20 protein-coding genes are annotated in these 20,582 nt (G+C 47.1%); 15 read left to right on the plus strand and 5 right to left on the minus strand.

Translation table 11 applies throughout. The annotated features are described in order from the left end of the window. The first annotated feature begins 71 nt into the window (after nt 1-71). A complete protein-coding gene (yaaA, locus tag K0I31_RS05510; protein WP_220080169.1) occupies nt 72-848 on the plus strand; it encodes a peroxide stress protein YaaA in 777 nt (258 codons plus the stop codon). Between the two features lie 153 nt (nt 849-1,001). On the opposite strand, the gene K0I31_RS05515 is transcribed toward yaaA, so the two are convergent. Continuing rightward, nucleotides 1,002-2,408 carry a M28 family peptidase gene (locus tag K0I31_RS05515; RefSeq protein WP_220080170.1) on the minus strand — a complete coding sequence of 469 codons (1,407 nt, stop codon included), beginning with the start codon at nt 2,406-2,408 and terminating at the stop codon, nt 1,002-1,004. 135 nt (nt 2,409-2,543) lie between these two features. Here K0I31_RS05515 and K0I31_RS05520 point away from each other — a divergent pair, with 135 nt between their 5' ends. After that, complete coding sequence (locus K0I31_RS05520) at nt 2,544-2,840, plus strand: ArsR/SmtB family transcription factor (RefSeq protein WP_011864899.1); 297 nt, start codon at nt 2,544-2,546, stop codon at nt 2,838-2,840. Nucleotides 2,841-3,061: 221 nt separating this feature from the next. Here K0I31_RS05520 and rpsT read toward each other — a convergent pair whose 3' ends face one another. Next, complete coding sequence (rpsT, locus tag K0I31_RS05525; RefSeq protein WP_011864900.1) at nt 3,062-3,328, minus strand: 30S ribosomal protein S20; 267 nt, start codon at nt 3,326-3,328, stop codon at nt 3,062-3,064. A gap of 247 nt (nt 3,329-3,575) precedes the next feature. On the opposite strand from rpsT, the gene murJ reads away from it, so the two are divergent. From murJ to K0I31_RS05585, 12 genes are all read left to right on the plus strand, one after another. Next, a complete protein-coding gene (murJ, locus tag K0I31_RS05530) occupies nt 3,576-5,135 on the plus strand; it encodes a murein biosynthesis integral membrane protein MurJ (protein ID WP_220080171.1) in 1,560 nt (519 codons plus the stop codon). Between the two features lie 65 nt (nt 5,136-5,200). Beyond that, a complete protein-coding gene (ribF, locus tag K0I31_RS05535) occupies nt 5,201-6,136 on the plus strand; it encodes a bifunctional riboflavin kinase/FAD synthetase (protein ID WP_011864902.1) in 936 nt (311 codons plus the stop codon). Nucleotides 6,137-6,168: 32 nt separating this feature from the next. Beyond that, the gene (gene ileS / locus K0I31_RS05540; RefSeq protein WP_220080172.1) at nt 6,169-8,991 is read left to right on the plus strand and encodes an isoleucine--tRNA ligase; all 2,823 of its coding nucleotides are present in this window, start codon (nt 6,169-6,171) and stop codon (nt 8,989-8,991) included. A gap of 9 nt (nt 8,992-9,000) precedes the next feature. Next, on the plus strand, nt 9,001-9,513 hold the full coding sequence (gene lspA, locus K0I31_RS05545) for a signal peptidase II (RefSeq protein ID WP_220080173.1): 513 nt from the start codon (nt 9,001-9,003) through the stop codon (nt 9,511-9,513). A 3-nt stretch (nt 9,514-9,516) separates the two neighbouring features. Continuing rightward, a complete protein-coding gene (fkpB, locus tag K0I31_RS05550; protein ID WP_011864905.1) occupies nt 9,517-9,939 on the plus strand; it encodes an FKBP-type peptidyl-prolyl cis-trans isomerase in 423 nt (140 codons plus the stop codon). A gap of 23 nt (nt 9,940-9,962) precedes the next feature. After that, nucleotides 9,963-10,892, plus strand: coding sequence for a 4-hydroxy-3-methylbut-2-enyl diphosphate reductase (gene ispH, locus K0I31_RS05555; RefSeq protein WP_186300593.1), 930 nt, complete (start codon nt 9,963-9,965; stop codon nt 10,890-10,892). A 231-nt stretch (nt 10,893-11,123) separates the two neighbouring features. Next, on the plus strand, nt 11,124-11,645 hold the full coding sequence (gene pilV / locus K0I31_RS05560; protein ID WP_220080174.1) for a type IV pilus modification protein PilV: 522 nt from the start codon (nt 11,124-11,126) through the stop codon (nt 11,643-11,645). Next, on the plus strand, nt 11,646-12,632 hold the full coding sequence (locus tag K0I31_RS05565; RefSeq protein ID WP_434086636.1) for a PilW family protein: 987 nt from the start codon (nt 11,646-11,648) through the stop codon (nt 12,630-12,632). Nucleotides 12,633-12,637: 5 nt separating this feature from the next. Further along, nucleotides 12,638-13,072 carry a pilus assembly PilX N-terminal domain-containing protein gene (locus K0I31_RS05570; protein WP_220080781.1) on the plus strand — a complete coding sequence of 145 codons (435 nt, stop codon included), beginning with the start codon at nt 12,638-12,640 and terminating at the stop codon, nt 13,070-13,072. A 4-nt stretch (nt 13,073-13,076) separates the two neighbouring features. Continuing rightward, nucleotides 13,077-16,613 carry a pilus assembly protein gene (locus K0I31_RS05575; protein ID WP_220080175.1) on the plus strand — a complete coding sequence of 1,179 codons (3,537 nt, stop codon included), beginning with the start codon at nt 13,077-13,079 and terminating at the stop codon, nt 16,611-16,613. A gap of 3 nt (nt 16,614-16,616) precedes the next feature. Beyond that, a complete protein-coding gene (locus tag K0I31_RS05580) occupies nt 16,617-17,009 on the plus strand; it encodes a type IV pilin protein (RefSeq protein WP_220080176.1) in 393 nt (130 codons plus the stop codon). Further along, the gene (locus K0I31_RS05585; protein WP_220080177.1) at nt 17,006-17,305 is read left to right on the plus strand and encodes a TapY2 family type IVa secretion system protein; all 300 of its coding nucleotides are present in this window, start codon (nt 17,006-17,008) and stop codon (nt 17,303-17,305) included. The genes K0I31_RS05580 and K0I31_RS05585 overlap by 4 nt, the downstream gene beginning before the upstream one ends. A gap of 39 nt (nt 17,306-17,344) precedes the next feature. Here K0I31_RS05585 and K0I31_RS05590 read toward each other — a convergent pair whose 3' ends face one another. Together K0I31_RS05590 and K0I31_RS05595 are read right to left on the minus strand one after the other, a co-directional pair. Beyond that, nucleotides 17,345-17,836, minus strand: a complete 492-nt coding sequence (locus K0I31_RS05590) for a GspH/FimT family pseudopilin (protein ID WP_011864912.1) — start codon at nt 17,834-17,836, stop codon at nt 17,345-17,347. Nucleotides 17,837-17,972: 136 nt separating this feature from the next. Further along, nucleotides 17,973-18,485 carry a GspH/FimT family pseudopilin gene (locus K0I31_RS05595; protein ID WP_220080178.1) on the minus strand — a complete coding sequence of 171 codons (513 nt, stop codon included), beginning with the start codon at nt 18,483-18,485 and terminating at the stop codon, nt 17,973-17,975. Nucleotides 18,486-18,735: 250 nt separating this feature from the next. Here K0I31_RS05595 and K0I31_RS05600 point away from each other — a divergent pair, with 250 nt between their 5' ends. Further along, entirely contained in the window at nt 18,736-19,074 is a 339-nt protein-coding gene (locus K0I31_RS05600) for a P-II family nitrogen regulator (RefSeq protein ID WP_011864914.1), read from the plus strand. Nucleotides 19,075-19,159: 85 nt separating this feature from the next. Here K0I31_RS05600 and K0I31_RS05605 read toward each other — a convergent pair whose 3' ends face one another. Next, nucleotides 19,160-20,179, minus strand: coding sequence for a LacI family DNA-binding transcriptional regulator (locus K0I31_RS05605; protein ID WP_220080179.1), 1,020 nt, complete (start codon nt 20,177-20,179; stop codon nt 19,160-19,162). Nucleotides 20,180-20,582 lie beyond the last annotated feature (403 nt).

Consider the following 20,582-nt stretch of genomic DNA (forward strand, 5'->3'; position numbering starts at 1 on the left):
GGGCGTGGTTTTTTACTGTCTGCGTCAGTATGATAGTCACCTCGCTTAATGTTAGATACAAAGGATAATTTATGCTGATCTTAGTCTCTCCGGCTAAAACCCTGGATTATGAAACGCCAGCAAGTACTCAAACCTTTACTATGCCTGCACTGCTCGAACACAGTGAAGCCTTGATAAAGGTGTGTCGAGAGCTAACACCAGCCGATATCGCCTCCTTAATGAAGGTTAGCGACAAGATTGCCGGACTCAATGCCGCGCGTTTCGCCGACTGGCATCGCGATTTTAATCTGGACAATGCCAAGCAGGCGCTGTTTGCCTTTCGTGGCGACGTCTATACCGGGTTGGATGCCGATACCCTGTCTGAGGAGAGCCTAGCGCGCGCCCAGCAGCATCTGCGTATCCTGTCAGGCCTCTATGGCCTGCTGCGCCCTCTTGACCTGATGCAGGCCTACCGTTTGGAGATGGGCACTAAGCTGGCTAATGACCGCGGGGCGAACCTATACCAGTTTTGGGGTGATATCGTCACTCAAGAGGTCAACAAGGCGTTGGCCGAACAGGGCGATGATATCCTGGTGAATCTGGCATCGAACGAGTACTTTAAGTCGGTGAAGCCAAAGCAGATCCAGGGACAGGTGATAACGCCTATCTTTAAGGATAAGAAGAATGGTCAGTATAAGGTGATTAGTTTCTTCGCCAAGAAGGCCCGCGGCATGATGGTGCGCTACATGCTTGATAACAAGGTGAGTCGCTATGAAGAGCTGCTTAAGTTCGACACCGCGGGTTATTACTACAGTGAGGCAGACTCCAGTGTTAACGAGCCTGTGTTCCTAAGAGAAGAGCAAGCCTAAGCTCAAGAACGAATTTGCCGAGTGAAAGACTCTGTCAATGCGATAAAAAAGCAGCCATAGGCTGCTTTTTTAGTCTTAAGCCAACTTAACTTTCGTCGGCCATGAACTCACGTTGGCTATCATCTGAGGCCGATTATCAAGGGCTTGCTTTGATTATTTGGCCTTAGGGGTTAGCGGTCTTAGCTCAATCTCTGATTGCGCCATGAGGTAAGCAAACTGGGCGTAAGCCGCCGCATTTTGCGCCAGCGCCTCAGGATCGATCTTATCCAAGGTATCGTTTGGCGTGTGGTGATAGTCGAAATAGTCGCTGCCATCTTGTCTGAGCGACGCCACGGGTACGCCATAGTCTGGCAGCATGGAGACGTCAGGGCCACCAGAGGCCTGGTTGTTGCCTGGCGCTACACCATTATCCTGCATCGAGCCGGTATGAGCCTGCACGGCGGCAAAGGCCCCATCGGCAACGTTAAAGTCGATCTGGTAGATACGCCCGGCGCCAAAATCAGATTCGGCGGCAATATAGTGTTTCGCCAGCTCGGCTTGATGGTCTTTGGCGTAGCTCTTACCACCAATTAACCCCAGTTCTTCGGCGGCGTAGAGCGCCACGCGAACCGTACGGGCAGGTTTAACGGGTAGCTGAGAGATGTAGTGGCCTGCGGCGGTCACAATGGCTACTCCTGCGCCGTCATCGATGGCGCCAGTGCCTTCATCCCAAGAATCCAGGTGCGCGCCGATAAGCACTATCTCATCGGGTTTGCTGCTGCCGGTAACCTCGGCAATTACGTTATAGGATGTGGCGTAGCCAAGGTTCTTGGGGCTCATCTCAAGATGCAGCACGACATTGGGATCGCGCTTAAGCATCAGGGTCACCAAGTCTGCATCGGGATTAGACATGGCCGCAGCCGGGATCTTATTTCCCCCTTCTTGATAGCGCATCATGCCGGTATGGGCCATTCTGTCATGGTCTGTGCCGATGGAGCGGATCACTATGGCGAGTGCGCCTTTCTCTGCAGCGGCGATGGCGCCCCGTGAGCGTCCGCCAACCGTCATGCCATAGCCTTTACCCGTCTTGAATCTAGGGGTGATGTGGTCGATAAAGACGATCTTGCCCGCAACCAGGCTTGGATCGGCTTGTTTTAGTTCGTCTAGGGTCTCGAAGCGGACGATTGGCGCGCTAATCCCTTCTTCCGGCGTGCCGACACTTCCACCTAGGGCGGTGATCACCAAAGGTTGGGCGTAAGGGGAGACGATATTGGCCTTGGCCTCGCCTCGTTGCCATACGGGCACCTGCACGGCTTCCTTATAGACCTTATCAAAACCGAGGGAGCCTAGCTTTTTCTCGGCCCACTCTACGGCGACTATGTCTTTGTCGCTGCCCGCGAGTCTAGGGCCTACTTCGACCGTGAGTGATTCGACAATATCATAGGCCAGGCTCGAAGAGAGTGCTTGCTGCTGTAGCTTGGCACTAACACTTTGATTTGTGTCTGTTGCTGCCGCATCTTGACAGGCAAACAGGCCGCTGAAAAAGAGTGTGGATAGGAGGATGAGAGGGGAGCTTTTCATGAGTTTCCTTTATTTTTATTACGTATGTCCCATTTTTGAAAACAATCTAGCAAAAAGTGTGCTTTATGTCCCGACTATATCTTTAAGTCAACGCTATATTAGTGCCGGGGTTTGTTTTAGGAGAAATTGCTCGTAATGAATATAGAATTGATGCAGCAACGAGCGGATAATGCTGTTGTATTGCTAAAGGCTTTAGCAAATGAACGCCGGCTGTTCATCTTATGCTACTTGTTGAGCGAAGGTGAGATGTGCGTCGGTGAGATGAATAAAAAGCTGGGGCTTAGCCAATCTGCGCTGTCGCAACACTTAGCATGGCTTCGTAAAGACAATTTGGTCGAAACGCGAAAAGAAGCGCAAACGGTATTTTATTCGCTGAAAAGCAAGGAAGTATCTGAAATTATTAAGTTACTTAACACTATCTATTGTCACTAAATGGCTTGAGAATAGCGCAGATAGAAAGCTGATGGGCGACTGGCCGTCAGCTTTTTTGTTTTTTTGCCCTGGGGATTTTGCCCGTTTAGAGTATTTACGAATTTTCGATTGACTCTACTGCCGCTTGAATGCTGTTTTTGCGAAGTGGCGAGATTGATTGGTGCTCGAACGACGGGCACAAAAAAACCGGCCTAAGCCGGTTTTTTTATATCGCTAAAAGATTAAGCAGCTAGTGCTTTGATCTTAGCGTTTAGACGAGCCTTATGACGGGCAGCTTTATTCTTGTGAATAAGACCTTTAGTCGCCATACGGTCAACAATTGGTTGTGCAGCATTGAATGCTTCAGTTGCCGCTTTGTGATCGCCAGTGTTGATCGCAGCGATTACTTTCTTAACGTAAGAACGTAGCATAGAACGACGGCTAGCGTTGTGCTGACGACGTTTTTCAGATTGAAGCGCGCGCTTCTTTGCAGACTTGCTATTAGCCAAGGTGCAACTCCTAAAAGGGTTAGATATTTTTAAAGGTCGAGGAATATGCCTTTTTTTCGTCAGTTTGTCAATGACAATGATCGGATCTTTATCCTAAAGATAAATTAATCAGAGCAGACTTGGCGTTCTTCAACCTAACTCGTGTAATATGGTGCGCTATTCTAGCAGTATTTGCTGCTTGGTGACAGGGGGTAGTCGACTTTTTAACTTGCTCGATACACCTGTAGTGCTCGTTTCAGGGGGAACTTTGAGCAAGAAACTATTTAAGTCAGGCATGATCGTGAGTGCTATGACGCTGATTTCTCGTGTTTTAGGCTTAGTGCGAGACGTGGTTATCGCCAATTTGATGGGGGCCGGGAGTAGCGCCGACGTCTTCTTTTTTGCCAACAAGATCCCAAATTTTTTACGCCGATTATTTGCCGAAGGTGCCTTCGCCCAGGCCTTCGTGCCTGTCTTGACCGAATATCAAGAGAAACATGACGATCAGGCAGTTCGTGAGTTGCTGGCCAAGGTCGCCGGTACGCTCGGGCTGGTGGTGACCTTAGTGACTCTAGTGGGGGTGATCGCCTCGCCATTATTAACGGCCCTGTTTGGCGGCGGCTGGTTCCTGGCCTGGCTAAACGATGAGCCAAATGGTCAGAAGTTTGAGCTGGCATCACTAATGCTGAAGATCACCTTTCCCTATCTCTGGTTTATCACCTTTACCGCCTTGGCGGGATCGATACTCAACACCCGTGGCCGCTTTGCAGTGTCGGCCTTTACCCCGGTGTTTTTAAACGTTGCCATCATCAGTGCTGCGCTGTTTCTGGCGCCTAAGCTCGATCAGCCGGAGATAGGCCTGGCCTGGGGCGTCTTCGCCGGTGGCCTGATCCAGTTTTTATTCCAAATTCCTTTTCTGTTCAGAGAGAAGGCTCTGGTTAAGCCGACATGGGGCTGGCAGCACCCGGGCGTGGTTAAGATACGCACCCTGATGCTGCCCGCGCTGTTTGGCGTGTCTGTGTCGCAGATCAACTTGCTACTCGATACCTTTATCGCCAGTTTCTTGGTGACGGGATCGATCAGCTGGCTCTACTATTCAGATCGACTGCTGGAGTTCCCCTTAGGTCTGTTTGGTATCGCAATCGCTACCGTTATCTTGCCGGCGCTGTCGAAGAAGCATGTTAACGCGGAGGGGGATGGGTTTGCCAAGACGATGGATTGGGGGATCAAGGCGATTCTGCTGATGGGGGTGCCAGCCATGTGCGGCCTGATCGTCTTGGCTAAGCCCATGTTGATGGTGCTCTTTATGCGCGGCGCCTTCACACTAGATGATGTGGATATGGCCTCTTATAGTTTAATGGCCTATGGCTCGGGGCTGCTGAGCTTCATGCTGATCAAGGTGTTGGCGCCGGGCTATTACTCCCGTCAGGATACCAAAACCCCTGTGCGTTACGGCATAGTTGCCATGGTGAGTAACATGGTGTTTAACCTGATTTTTGTGTTTCCTTTCGGTTATGTAGGCTTGGCGATTGCCACCTCGTTATCGGCGCTGCTCAATGCAAGCCTGCTTTATCGTGGTCTGCATCGCGCCTGTGTGTACCAAATTCCTCGCCAAACCTTTGTGTTTATGGGAAAAACCTTGGTTGCCGCTGCCTTGATGATCGCCGTGCTTTATCTATTGTTACCTAGCATTGATACCTGGCTAGCGCTTTCATTTATGGGCAGGGCAACTCAGCTGGCCTATTTGATCGGTGCAGGGGCTGTGGTCTACCTGTTGGCTATGTTATTGTTAGGAATTCGCCCCTGGAGGATGAAAGCTGGCTTTTGATTGCTGATTATCCTTCTCAGCTGGTATATAATCCGCGAACTTATGCTTGCTAGTTATTGAATGTAATGGAACTGATCCGCGGTATACATAATATTTTACCCAGACACCAGGGTTGCGTGCTGACTATTGGGAACTTTGACGGCGTGCATCGTGGGCATGCCGAAGTCATTGCTGCCCTTGTAAAAAAAGCCAAGCAACATGGGGTTCCTGCAACACTCATGACATTCGAACCTCAGCCGCAAGAGTTGTTTAAGGGGGATAATGCCCCGGCTAGGCTGAGTCTGCTGCGCGATAAGATTGTCTTGCTCGATGAGCTGGGCATAGATCGTCTGCTGTGCGTCAATTTTAATCAGAAGTTTGCCGCCATGCCGGCTGAAGCCTTTATCGAGGATCTCCTGGTAAAACAGCTAGGGGTGAAATACCTGGTGGTGGGGGATGACTTCTGTTTTGGCAAGCAGCGCCGCGGTAATTTTGAGATGTTAAAGGCCGCCGGTGAAAAATATGGTTTTGCCGTGGTCAATACCCATAGCTTTATCCTAGGGGATAAACGGGTGAGCTCGACCGAGATTCGTGGGCTGCTCGCCAAGGGGAACCTGGAGCAGGCAAGGCGCCTGCTGGGCCATCCATATGCCCTGAGTGGCAAGGTTGCCCATGGCGAGAAAATTGGCCGCACCATAGGTTTTCCTACAGCCAATATCGCCTTGAAACGCAAGGTGTCTCCGGTCAGGGGCGTCTTTGCCGTCAAGCTGTATTGGGACGGCAGTGATATCTATGAAGGAGTGGCCAACGTTGGCTTTAGGCCCACGGTCAACGGACAAAATTGTCAGTTAGAAGTCCATCTGTTTGATTTTGAAGGAGACCTTTATGGTCGCACCGTCGAAGTCGAGTTGGTGGCAAAGATTAGGGATGAACAGCCATTTAAGTCTTTAGATGCGCTGAAGCTACAAATTAAAGATGATGCTGACAGGGCCAAGGCCCTGCTTGGCTGCGATGCAGGCTGAGAGCAATCAGCTAAATTAACGGTATAGGATCAATGAGCGACTATAAATCTACTTTAAACTTGCCGGAAACTGAGTTTCCGATGCGTGGTAATCTGGCACAGCGTGAGCCAGAGATGTTGAAATCTTGGACAGAAAAGAAACTGTACCAAAAGATTCGTGAAAGCCGCACAGGTGCCAAGCCATTCATTCTGCATGATGGCCCACCGTACGCTAATGGTAGCATTCATATTGGTCACTCAGTAAATAAGATCCTTAAAGACATTATTATCAAGTCTAAGACCCTGTCGGGTTTTGACGCGCCTTATATTCCAGGTTGGGACTGTCACGGTCTGCCAATCGAGCTTAAGGTCGAGCAGAAAGTGGGTAAGCCTGGCCAGAAGGTGTCTGCGGCCGAGTTCCGTCAGAAGTGTCGCGAATACGCTGCTGTTCAGGTAGACGGCCAGCGTGAAGACTTTATCCGTCTTGGCGTGCTGGGCGACTGGCAAAATCCTTATCTCACCATGAACTTCGACACCGAGGCCAACATAGTTCGCTCTTTGGCTAAGGTGATCGACAACGGCCACCTGCATAAAGGTGTTAAGCCGGTGCACTGGTGTACCGATTGTGGTTCTGCACTGGCTGAAGCGGAAGTCGAATATGAAGATAAGACTTCACCTGCAATCGATGTTGCCTTTGTGGCTGTCGATCAAGCAGCAGTTCTGGCTAAATTCGGTCTGGAGCAATGTGACGCCGAAGTGGCGACCGTTATTTGGACCACAACGCCTTGGACACTGCCTGCTAACCGCGGCCTCTCAATGGCTGGTGATATCGATTACGATTTGGTTGAGTTCACTAAAGATGGCAGCAAGCGCGCGATTATTGTGGCGCAGGAGCTGGCTGAGTCTTGCATCGAGCGTTACGGCGCCGAGTCGCACAGCGTGCTGGGCACAGTCAAAGGTCAGGCGCTGGAGCTGTTGCGCTTTAAGCATCCTTTCTATGATTTTGATGTGCCTGTCATCATTGGCGATCACGTCACTGTCGATTCGGGTACCGGTGTAGTACACACGGCGCCTGGCCACGGTCAGGACGACTTTGTTATCGGTCAAAAATATGGTCTGGAAGTGGCTAACCCTGTAGGGGATAACGGTGTCTACAAGCCAGATACCGAGTTCTTCGCCGGCCAACATGTCTTTAAAGCCAACGATAATGTGGTTGCACTACTCGAAGAGAAGGGCGCACTTCTGAATCATGTGGCTTATCGTCACAGCTACCCACATTGCTGGCGCCATAAGACACCTATTATCTTCCGCGCGACGCCGCAGTGGTTCATCTCTATGGACCAAAAAGGTTTACGTACTCAGTCGCTGAGCGAGATCGAGAAGACGCAATGGATCCCTGACTGGGGTCAGAGCCGCATCGAGAAGATGGTCGAGAATCGTCCAGACTGGTGTATCTCACGTCAACGTACCTGGGGCGTGCCTATTACCCTGTTCGTACACCGTGATACCGAAGAGCTGCACCCTGACAGCGTTGCCCTGATGGAGCGCGTTGCCCATCGCATCGAACAAGAAGGCATTCAGGCCTGGTGGGATCTCGACGCCGCAGAGCTGTTAGGCGAAGAAGCCGACCAATACCGTAAGGTCACAGACACCCTAGATGTATGGTATGACTCAGGCTCTACCTTCTCATCTGTGGTTGCCGCTCGTCCTGAATACAATGGTCATCCGGTGGATCTCTACCTGGAAGGTAGCGACCAGCACCGTGGTTGGTTCATGTCATCACTGATGATCTCTACCGCCATGAATGGCAAGGCGCCTTACAAGCAGGTATTGACCCATGGTTTCACCGTGGATGGTCAGGGCCGTAAGATGTCTAAGTCGATCGGTAACGTGATCGCACCGCTGCAAGTCACTAACAAGCTAGGCGCCGACATTCTGCGTCTATGGGTGGCAGCGACCGATTATAGCGGTGAGATGACAGTGTCTGATGAGATCCTCAAGCGCAGCGCCGATGCTTACCGTCGTATCCGTAACACGGCGCGTTTCCTGCTGGCTAACCTGAATGGTTTCGATCCCGTAAACGACACAGTTGCCATCGAAGATATGGTTGCTCTGGATCGCTGGGTGGTGCGCCGCGCCGCAGCCTTGCAAACCGAGATCTTAGAGGCTTACGAGCAATATAACTTCCACCTAGTGACCCAGAAGCTAATGCAGTTCTGCTCTGTTGAGCTTGGCAGCTTCTACCTGGATATCATTAAAGACAGACAGTACACGGCTAAGCGCGACAGCCTGGCACGTCGTAGCTGTCAGAGCGCGCTGTTCCTGATCGCAGAAGCCATGGTGCGCTGGATCGCGCCAATCCTGAGCTTTACCGCCGATGAGGTATGGCAATCGCTGCCGGGTGAGCGTGAAGAGTTTGTCTTTACTCAGACTTGGTTCGAAGGCCTGGTCTCTGTGACCCTAGATAGTGACCTGAGCGACGAGTATTGGGCAAATCTCATCACAGTACGTGATGAGGTGAACAAGGCCATCGAGCAGGCGCGCCGCGAGCAGCGTGTCGGCGGCTCGTTAGAAGCCGAAGTGACTCTCTATGCCGATGAGGCCTTAACAGAGTCTCTGGCGCTGTTGGGGGATGAGCTGCGCTTCGTGCTGTTGACCTCTAATACTCAGATTGCTCCGCTGGCGAGTGCCAGTGACGATGCGGTCGAGACAGAGCTGGCTGGTCTTAAGCTATTAGTGGCTAAGACAGAGGCGGCCAAGTGCGATCGCTGCTGGCATCACAGAGAAGATGTGGGACAGGTTGAAGCGCACCCACTGCTGTGTACACGCTGTGTGACCAACATCGAAGGTGATGGCGAAGTTCGCCAGTTTGCATAAGGGAATCGAATGCCATCTAGCTGGAAAGAGAGTGGCTTACGTTGGTATTGGGTAGTTGTATTGGTGTTCGTTGCCGATCAACTATCCAAACAATGGGTACTAGCCAATTTTGACCTGAGAGAGTCAATCAACTTACTGCCATTTTTTAATTTCACCTATGTGAGAAATTATGGCGCCGCCTTTAGCTTTTTAAATGATGCCGGTGGGTGGCAGCGTTGGTTGTTTACCCTGGTTGCCGTCGGTTTTAGTACCTTGCTGACAGTCTGGCTGCGTAAGCAATCGAAAGGATTATGGCGCTTAAATCTGGCCTATACCTTAGTGATTGGTGGTGCGCTGGGGAATTTAATTGATCGCTTGCAACATGGCTTTGTGGTCGATTTTCTCGACTTTTATTGGAAGACGAGCCATTTCCCCGCCTTCAACATTGCCGATTCGGCGATCTGTGTCGGTGCCGGACTCATCATCTTGGATTCGTTTATTTCAGAGCGTAAGCCAAATGGCGAAGACGTTGCAAAGGGGTAAGAAGTGACTGTTACACGTTCATTATTGTGCCATATGAATATCCTGCTAGAAGATGGTTCGACTGCAGATAGCACAAAAGCCTCTGGTAAACCGGCCAAGTTAAACATTGGCGACCAGAGTCTAAGCCCGGCATTTGAGGCCGAGCTTTCGAATCTCAAGCAAGGGGATAAGCATAGCTTTACCCTGGCTGCTGCGGATGCCTTTGGCGAGTCTAACCCGGATGCTATCCACCATATGGACAGGAGTAAGTTTCCTGCGGATATGCAGCTCGAAACGGGCGTTATCGTCAGTTTCGCCGGTCCTGGTGGCAGTGAGATCCCAGGTATCGTCCGCGAGGTAGTTGGGGATTCGGTAACCGTCGATCTTAACCATCCATTGGCGGGCCGGGCGGTGACATTTGAATTGGAAGTGGTTCAGGAGCTCTAATCATGGCGCAACCTCCTCAAAGTCTGCAGATTAAACTGGCCAACCCGCGAGGTTTTTGTGCCGGTGTCGATCGGGCCATCAGCATAGTCGAGAGGGCGCTAGAGCTGTTCTCGCCGCCAATTTATGTACGTCATGAAGTGGTGCATAATCGATATGTTGTGCAAAACCTCAAAGACAGGGGCGCGGTATTTGTCGACGAACTAGACCAAGTGCCGGATGACAGCATAGTTATCTTCAGTGCTCACGGTGTATCCCAGGCGGTTCGTGCCGAGGCGAAAAAACGTGGCCTGCGAGTATTCGATGCCACCTGCCCATTGGTGACCAAGGTGCATCTGCAGGTCACTCGTGCCAGCCGTAAGGGTATTGAATGTATCCTTATCGGCCATGCGGGCCACCCTGAGGTTGAAGGCACCATGGGACAATACGACAACCCTGAGGGCGGCGTGTTGTTGGTGGAGTCGCCGGCCGATGTTGAAGCCTTAGTGGTGAAAGACCCGGAAAACCTCTGCTTCGTGACGCAGACGACTTTGTCTATGGACGATACTGCAGACGTGATAGCTGCTTTGCAGAAGCGTTTCCCGTCAATCCAGGGACCACGTAAGGACGATATCTGCTACGCGACCCAGAACCGACAAGATGCGGTGCGTAACGTCGCCGATGACGTCGACCTCTTCATTGTGGTGGGTTCTAAGAACAGCTCCAACTCGAATCGTTTGATGGAACTGGCCATTAAGAAGGGCACACAGTCTTATCTTGTGGATAATGCCGACGACATTAAACCCGAATGGTTTAACGATATCGAAAAGGTTGCCGTTACCGCTGGCGCATCGGCGCCGGAGGTGTTGGTACAACAGGTTATCGATGCAATCGCCAAGTTGGCACCTAGTGTGATCACTGAGGTGGAAGGGCGTAAAGAAGATACCGTATTTGCCGTACCGGCTGAATTACGCTAGATATCTTGCTGTTTTGGTAGGAAAAGGAGGCTAAGGCCTCCTTTTTTATTGCCTAAAAATTTCCTGTGGCATATCGAATTTCCTTTTTAGACCTAATATTACTAGCGAGTAACATTCGACTAATCTATGATTAACTAGTATAGTTTAAAGTTATGCTAACTTTCAGATTTTAAAAGACTAAACGACTGAAACGACTGTCAAAAGTATGGCTAATATCGGAGATTTGACATCATGGTAAAACGTGGGAAAGGGTTTTCCCTAATAGAGGTGATGGTTTCGCTCGTCATTCTTGTTATTGGCCTGATCGGCATATTTAATCTACACGTTGTTTCTAAGCGAGGCAGCTTCGAGTCTTTTCAACAGACCCAGGCTTCATACTACGCCAACGATATTATCAATCGCATGAAGTTAAATCCTAGCCAGTTAGCAAATTATGCAGGCACCTATAGTGGCGCGCCAACTCTGCCAAATCCCGCCTGTACTGGCGCAGCCTTATGCTCTCCCTCTCAGACTGTCGCTTGGGATTTATATGAGTGGCGTTCAGCGTTTATCGGTGCGGCTGAGGTCGTGGGAGGGCAAAATGTAGGAGGACTTGATACTCCGACAGCTTGCGTTACGGTTAATGGGAATACCGTAAATGTTGTTATGGCGTGGAAAGGGATAAGAGCTACCTCTGATGCAGGAAGCTCGGGTGATTGCGGCACAGCAAGCAATCGACGTCGTCTTTACTCAATACAAACAGTGATCATCTAGATGGATATGGCTTTGAAAATAAAAAATAAACAAAAGGGCCTGTCACTTGTAGAGATGATGGTCGCTCTAGTTATAAGTCTGTTTTTATCGGCTGGCCTTTTTACCATGTTTAGTATGTCGTCTTCGAATGTAACGACTACGAGCCAGTTTAATCAATTGCAAGAAAATGGACGGATAGCGCTTGCCATAATGGAGCGAGATATCTCTCAGCTTGGATTTATGGGGGATATTACGGGGACGGATTTTGTTGTTGGGACAAACACTGTACTTGAAGTGCCCACATCAGGTTTCATTGATTGTGTTGGCGCTGGATTAAATAATGCGACGCTTCCTAATACGCAACCTGCTCATTTCAGGCGGTTGTGGGGATACGAAAGTGGCGTTGGAGGTAGCTCTTTAAGCTGCTTGGCTGGTGTGACGGTTAATAAAAATACCGATGTATTACAGATGAAACGCTTTATCGGGCCCAATGTAGCAAATGGTAATAGTGATGCCATATTTGCTGCTACGAACTCTAGTGAAGTTGCATTTTTCGTCGGTGCTAACCCTGTAGCAGCCCTAACCAATCCTAGGATCTGGGAATATCAGCATCATGTTTACTATATTGCAGATGATGCAGCAGGTACTCCAGTATTACGACGAATTACTCTAACAAATAAGGGAATGAATAACTTTGAGCAATTAGTGGAAGGAATAGAAAATGTTCGTTTCCTTTATGGATTTGATAATGATGGCGATAGCACGCCAGATCGCTACATTCCCGAATCCCAAGTGACCTCGCTAATGTGGGATAACGAATCATTTCAGCGTTTGGTTGCGATAAAAGTTTTTGTTTTGGTTCGTTCTGTCCAGAATGACCCATCATATACGAATGAGACCACCTATCAATTGGGTGATAAGCAGATACAGCCTATCAAAGATAATTTTAGACGTAAGGTTATGTCGACAACGGTGGTATTGGAAAACCCAGTACTAATAAGGAGCTAAAGATGATGAAAAAACAGCAGGGGATAGTACTTTTTCTTTCCCTGATAATTCTCATTATCATGACTGTAATAGGTGTCGCGTTAGCTGTTAACTCTACACAGTCTCTTCGCATGTCTGGTGCTGGCTCTGAAAGAATTGAAGCTAAGGCAATAGCTGACGGTGGGCTTTCGCAAGTTATTGATAATTATTCTGGTGCCGCTTTTGCCAATCTTTCTAATAAGGTCACAGAGACGACCTTTAGTAGTACGCAAGTGATAACCCCACTCCCTGAGGCGGCCGTTAAGGATGTTGGCTGTCAAAGAACGACCAATGCGACAGGGGCTAATTTAGTGAGTTGTCGTCGTGCTCAGGTTACCAGTACTGCCGTTTTTGGCCGAGATAACCTTGGCTCTCTAACAGTGGCTTCCGGCATCGAACAGCAAGTACTTACAGGAAACTAGGATTATGTTTAAGAAATTACTATGCAGCACAGTTATGGCGGCTACAGTGGCTTCAGGCGTATCACTTGCTGATGATACAGAGTTGTATTTAATAAAAAATAGTGCGGTAACAGGTAAGTATCCGCAGATTTTATTTATTTTTGATAATTCTGGCAGTATGACCACGGAAAGCGAAAATGCTGTTAGTAGCTATTGTGCTACAGCGGGTCAAGTGGGTTGCGAAAAGTTTGATGCATATGCTGAAGCTTATTCTGGCTACATAAATGAAAAAGGTATTTATTGGAATGCCGGTGGCATTGACAATACCAGTTTGGCGCCGACACCAGATGATCCTACGGACTCCAGGCGTTTTTATCTTAACAATAATAACTGTGCAAATGCTGCGAAGGCATTAGAAGATAAAGGACGATATACAGGTTTTTTAAGAGAGTTTAAGGGAAAAGGTAATTCTGGGAGTTGGGTTCCGTTGGCCGATAATGAAGGATTCAATAAAGGCCAAATCGTCGATTGTTATCAAGATTTTGTTAGCATACCTGATGGGTATAGTAATAATCCAGGAACATCGGATGTAGGATATCCTATTAACAACAAAAATATGTATAACGAGACGATTGAGAATTCGACGAAGGAGCTTTTTTTAGAAGGGGCTCCTGTAACACTTTATACATCTCGTTATCTTGTTTGGTATAAATGGGTCACGACCACAGAAGATGGCCAAAATAGCGGCACAACAGGCACTCGTTTGGAAGTAGCTAAGTCTGCACTAAAAGATGTTTTAGAAGATTGGGCTGAGTCTGATATTAGAGTCGATGCAGGCTTGGCTGTTTTTAATCTAAACCATGCTGTAGAAGGTAATGCTGATGGCGGGCGAATAGTTTCAGATATAAAGGAAATGACGGATGTAAACCGCAGTTCGCTGATTTCACTGATTAATAGCATGCCTGCGCAAACGAATACGCCTTTATGCGAAACCCTTTATGAAGCGTATCAGTATTTTAGCGGTGGACCTGTAACATTTGGTAATAAAGACAGTAATGCTAAAGGAAATGAGAAAATAGATGGCTACGTGCCAAATGATCCGCCGAGTATCATATCTTCAGGAAATTATACAACGCCATTTAAAAAGTGTGCAGATACTGCATATATTGTTTACATCACAGATGGCGCACCAACACTAGATAAATATGCAGATCCGGCTCTCGCATCATTATTTTCAACAGGGAGTTCTAAAGGGAACTATAGTGCATTTACGTTTGTGAATGATAAAGGAGAGAATGAAGATAGTTATTTCCCCGCCTTAGCATCTTATATGGCAAACAATGATCTAGTTGTTGGAGTGAAAGACATTAACGGTGTAGATCATGAGCAGAATGTTCGTGTGTTTACCATCGGATTTTCAGCTGGTGCTGATAGGGCTGCAGCCTTACTAGAAGAGGCTGCTTACAGAGCTGGCTCATCAAGGGAAGGAGGCGTTTCGAAAGGCTATAAAAAGGCTGAAGATGATTTAGAATTAAAAGAAGCTTTTAATGAAGTGCTGAAGTCAATTTATTCTATTGACTCATCTTTTACTTCTCCAAGTATTGCAAGTAATAATTTCGATAAAACGCAGACCTATAACTCAGCTTATTTTGCGATGTTTTTACCAAGTAAGGGGCCTAGATGGAGTGGCAATCTCAAAAAGTTGAAAGTCAACTCTTCTGGAGAGATTGTTGGCCCCGGAGGGAATACAAAAGCTATTGATAGCAATGGTAATATTGCTTCTTCAACATGTACTTATTGGAATACCTGTGCTGCAAATAATCTAGATGGTAATAAGGTTAATTCTGGTGGTGTGCTTCCAGTTCTGAGATCGACGCTAAAGAACCGAAATATTAAGACAAATGATGCTTCCGGGTTAGTAGGAATTGAAGCATCAGCATTTGTATCCTCTTATTCACAAAACGATTTGGATTGGCTCTATGGCGTCGATATCGATGATGATGATAAGGATGGTAGTCATTCTGATGCCAGAGAAGACATTATGGGCGACCCACTCCATTCTAAGCCATTGGCAATAAACTTTGGTGATAAGCCTTTAGTTGGTGATGAATGTCTTGCTGCACAAGCGTTAGGGCAAAGTTGCGAGAATCTAGACGTGAGGGTGTTAGTTGGAACTAACCAAGGTCTAGTTCACATGTTTAAAGATTCTGATGCGGGAAGCGATGACTATTCTATAGGAACAGTCTCCGAGTCATGGGCATTTTTGCCTCAGGAACTGTGGGGGAACATTTCAAAGCTTAGGCAAAATGATCCAACGGGAGCTCATAGTGTGTATGGCATGGACCTATCACCAGTAGCCTACACGGAAACAGATTCAAATGGTAAGGTCAATAAGGCTTGGGTGTTCCTTGGTATGCGAAGAGGTGGTACTTCCTATTATGCCTTGGATATCACTAATCCGGACGTACCAAGTTTTAAATGGAAGATTGATTCGAATACAACTGGATTTGAAGATTTAGGTCAATCTTGGTCAGAACCTGTTGTTACCTTTGTACCTGGTATTGATGATCCTGTGTTAGTTATTGGTGGTGGTATGGCCTCAAGTGAAGGTGCTGGAGAGGCAGTTTATATTGTTAATGCGAGTTCTGGCGCATACATTGATAAGTTCACATCTACAGGTATGTCTAGTATCCCCAATAAGGTCGCTGTATTAGACAGTAATAATGACGGTATAACCGACAGAATTTATGCGGCTGATATTAGCGGAAATATTTGGCGTATGGATATGCCAGAATCGACTCAATCGACTTGGTCTACGTTCAAGTTTGCGTCTATCGCAACCTCTACTTCACCAAATGACAGGATGTTCTTCGCTGAGCCATCTGTTGCACAGACGCAGTTTAATAACATTCATAATAATAGTGGTGAGCTTACCTATCAGAGTGTTCCTTATGATGCTGTGACTATAGGTACAGGAAATCGAACCCATCCACTTGATATGACCACGAATGACATGTTCTATGTATTTCAAGATCGTAATGTTGTAACTAAAACCTTTACTAGTACCGACGCACCAACTGCGTTAACCATTAGTGAATTGTATGATGTCACCACAGCTGCGCCATCATCTCAGAGTGATAATGTTACTTTTGGAACCAAACGTGGTTGGTTTTACGATTATAGTGTTGCTGGAGAGAAAACACTGTCAGCGTCACTGATATTTGACGGAAAAGTTTATTTTACTTCATTCATTCCTCCGACTCGAACAGATGTCGATTTGGATGCCGGAATTTGTGGCTTTGCAGGACAAGGACGTTTATATGTGTTTGACCTGCATAAGGGAACCAGATCTTACAGCGAAACCTATTATGAAATTGGTGAACGGGTGCCGGATACACCGCAGATAGTAATACCTAAACCTGAAGAGGGTGAAGATTCCACTGCCTATATCATTGGTGTGGGTAAAGGAGAATGTGAAAACGGTGAATGTAAAGGTACCGTAGCTTTAGGTAGTGGATTGAGTACCAATAGAATTTATTATCATTTGAATGAGAACAACTAACAAATGCAGAAGTTAAAGGGTTTTACTTTGATTGAGGTGATGATCACCGTTGCTATAGTGGGGATATTAGCTGCAATTGCGTATCCTTCCTACATTGATTATGTGACTAAAAGTGGACGCGCTGAGGGAGTGGCTGCCGTGATGGAGGTTGCAAACCTTCAAGAGCAGTACTATTTGGATAATAGAACCTATGCCAGTGATCTAACCAAGTTAGGGATGAATGCAAGTCCTTTTGTTACAGAGCATGAGCATTATAAAGTGACTTCTACTGGAGGCGCTACATTTAGGGTAACCGCCACAGCTATTGGCTCCCAGGCTAGCCGGGATACTGCTTGTGCAACTATCACCATGACGGATGCAGGTGTTAAAGGTCCGTCAAAGGAGTGTTGGAAATGATTAAGCTGCTTAGTACAACGATATGTCTAATGTCGATTGCATTGATAACTCCAACTTATGGGAATATGCAAGAATACAAGTGCTTTGTTACTAGTGCCAAAAAGGGAGGGCAAGTTGTTTTTTATCAATGGCAAGAAAGCCAGTTACAACTTAGAGTGGCCGGATTACCAGGAAAACAATTAACAGATGCTAAGGGAAAGAAGTACTTTATTAAAGAGGTTGAGGAGTGTGTACCGCTGTCTGAGTCCTTTACAAGCGATAAAGCAAAAGCCGTAGATAAACGTACTCTCAGATAGTATTTTGGTATAGGAGTCCCTGCTATTAGGGACTTTAAATTAGCAGCTATTTCCATCGGCACCATAAGAGATGAGGCCACTGCTACTTATTGTTACACTTTGAGATTCGCTTGCCTTGCCATTTGGGCAATAGATAATAGAACCGCTGGAAGATAAACCATCTGCGCTAAAGGTAATCAATGGGCCGGAACCCTTGACAGAGTCATTAGTGTCAAAGCCATCTATTGCTCTTAGTTCTTTGTCTGTTCCCCCCGCGTCAGTTAGATAGACTCTAATTCCTCCTTTCCAATTTGTCCCTGTTCCACAAGAGGTTGCAGAGGCAAAAGGGCAGACATTGACTGTCGCACCGTAACTTATTGCCTGATTTCTGGCAAAAGACATTAAGTTATGGATACGCTCAATACTGCGATTTACTCTGACGCTTTCATAGGCAGAAATTAAAGATGGGAGCCCTATGGTTAATATGATTCCTGCAACGACAATAGTCACCATGAGCTCAACCAGTGTGAACCCATTTTTATTCTTCATCATGAGTAAAATCCTCTATTCACTTAACACTAGTATAAACGAGAAGTTTTAGGATTTCAGTATATATAAGCTATTCTTTTTAATGCCAATAATTTGTCGGCTTGATTAAAATTGGCGTGAGTCGTTAGCTTTGGATCTGTTATTGGTTGCAGCTGATATTTTTCTCCTTTGAAAAGCGTATCCTACCGGCTTGATTGACTATAACAGCTTTGGAATAAGGACTGTTGGCCGAGCCAGGACAGTACCTTAAAGTTCCGTTGCTGCCTGATGCAAGTCCATCGGGTTGAAAACGAGCAGAGGCGCGGTTGTAGTAGACAAAGTCACCACTATCAAATGAACCTGTTTGCATCAACAATTTGTCTGTGCCATCGAGCTGGTTGCTGGTCCCCGAATCGGTAAATACACCCAGGCCAAGGTGCCAGTCATTGGTACATTGGTTATCTTTTATTGGGCAAACCGTTACCCTAAGCCCGTAGTTGATGGCAGTATTTCTGGCGAACTGAAGAGTCTGTTGAATCATCTTTATCGCGGCGTCGGCTCGGTAAGCCTGATAGAGATCTGTAAGACTTGGTAGGCCAACCGAGAGGAGTATGGTCGCAACGGCGAGTGTGACCATTAACTCTACGAGTGTAAATCCATTATGATGTTTCATGGCTATTCCTTGCTGTATTTAGTCTATGCTTCCTGCAATGACCTGAACTCGTTTTTGGGGCGAGTTAATTGAGTATAGAAGAGTTAGCTCAAGTTTAGGCGATGGGCATATATTGTTCTGCTCTATGAATATTGAATCATTTCATCTCTCGATATAATCATCTTTGGTGGTTTGGGTGGACGTGGTAAGCTAGTGCCTAATAAACTTAGGTTTTGTCGAATTGGGTTAGCAGAATTTTAGGGAGCGTTTGATGAAGAAGGTCGAGGCCATTATTAAGCCGTTTAAGTTAGATGATGTACGCGAATCTCTGGCGGAGATCGGTATTACCGGCATGACGGTTTCTGAAGTCAAAGGTTTTGGACGCCAGAAAGGGCACACGGAGCTCTACCGCGGCGCCGAGTATATGGTGGATTTCCTGCCTAAGGTAAAAATTGAGCTGGTTATTCAAGATGAGCAGCTAGATCAGGCGCTCGAGGTCATCGTCGATACTGCGAGAACGGGTAAGATAGGTGACGGTAAGATATTTGTTACCGAAGTCGAACGCGTGATTCGAATTCGTACCGGCGAAGAGAACGAAGAAGCCGTTTAAGTCTAAAGTTATAAAAAAACCGCTGAGATATCAGCGGTTTTTTATTGTCTGTAGATAATCATTAATCAAAGTTTGATGCCGATTCCTAGACCTTTGGGCTTGCCGATGAGTCTCTCAGTACTGGCTCAGGAATGAAGACCTGATGAGTCGTCTCACTCTGCTTGTTGCCCTGATTCTCAATAAGTAATTCGGTTGCCGTCTGTGCTATCAACTTATTTGGTTGATGGACTGTGGTTAGCTTAGGCCAGGTTTGTCTCGAGAAGGGGCTGTCCTCGAATCCCACGATAGAGAGTTCGTCGGGTATTGCTACCCCTGCTAACCTAGCCGCGAAGAGAGCCCCCGCGGCAATTTCATCGTTACAGGCGACTATGGCCGTAGGTCGATTGGCTTTAGCCAGCAGTGTTTTAGCGCCTTCAACACCCGATTCAAAAGAATACTGACCATTGATGATGTTGGACTCGTCAAGCGATAGATGATTACTTTGTAAGGCGGCCTTAAAACCGGCAAGACGTTCCTTGGTGGATTCGTGCTGATGGTCACCGCTCAGGAAGGCGATATTTTTATGGCCGAGATCGATAAGGTGCTGGGTGATGGAAACTGCGCCATGTTTATCGTTGACCAGGATCGATAAGCCATCGGTTGGGCTCACCTCTTCCCCTGCAATAATGCGTACATAATTGGCATTAATCTGATCCAAGGCAGCCAAGACTTTTGGGTCTTCCGATAGAGGCGGGGTTAATACCAAGCCTGACAGCCTGGCATGGCGTACCATATCGACCAGCTCCTGACAGATATTATCTGACTTGGCATCGCAGGGATGGATGAGTAGCTCATAGCCTCTTTGCTTACAGGAAGACAAAATACCATTTTGCATATCAATGACATAGTAGGCATTGGGGTTGTCGTAGACAAAGGCGATCACATAGGATTTTGTACCGGCTAGATTACGGGCAGCGACATTAGGCTGGTAATTAAGTGCGGCAATCGCCTGATTCACTTTATCAATCGTCGCCTGACGAACCGAAGGCTCGTTATTTGTGACCCGTGAAACCGTTTTTATGGAGACGCCGGCATATTTGGCGACGTCATTAATGGTGACTTTCATCTAGCGGATACTCTTTGTGTCTGCACAGCGTCTAGCTGCTTCAGAATTCAAATATGTCTCAAACAATGTACTGTATGGTTACACAGCAGATCTCACTTCCCCTGGCGACAATATTGCTAAGTTTTACGCTATTAAGCAATCATCAAATTGATTTCTATCCCGAATTACATTTGTCCCGTTTCGAAAGCTAGTGATTTTTATCCTTGTTTATCAGTGAATTGCAACAAGATGCAAAGAGCGTGTTTTGTTTAATAAATGTATAAATCCAAAGAAATTCCTGCTTTTGGTTATTTTGTTGTGGCGCATCTGTTAATTGTTGTGTAATCTTTGTACTCACATGACAGCGTTGTCATTCCTTCGGGGATGGTTATGAATACGAAAAAAGATAATAAAGTTATGGAAG

This window comes from Shewanella spartinae (genome assembly GCF_019457555.1).
Classification (GTDB): domain Bacteria; phylum Pseudomonadota; class Gammaproteobacteria; order Enterobacterales; family Shewanellaceae; genus Shewanella; species Shewanella loihica.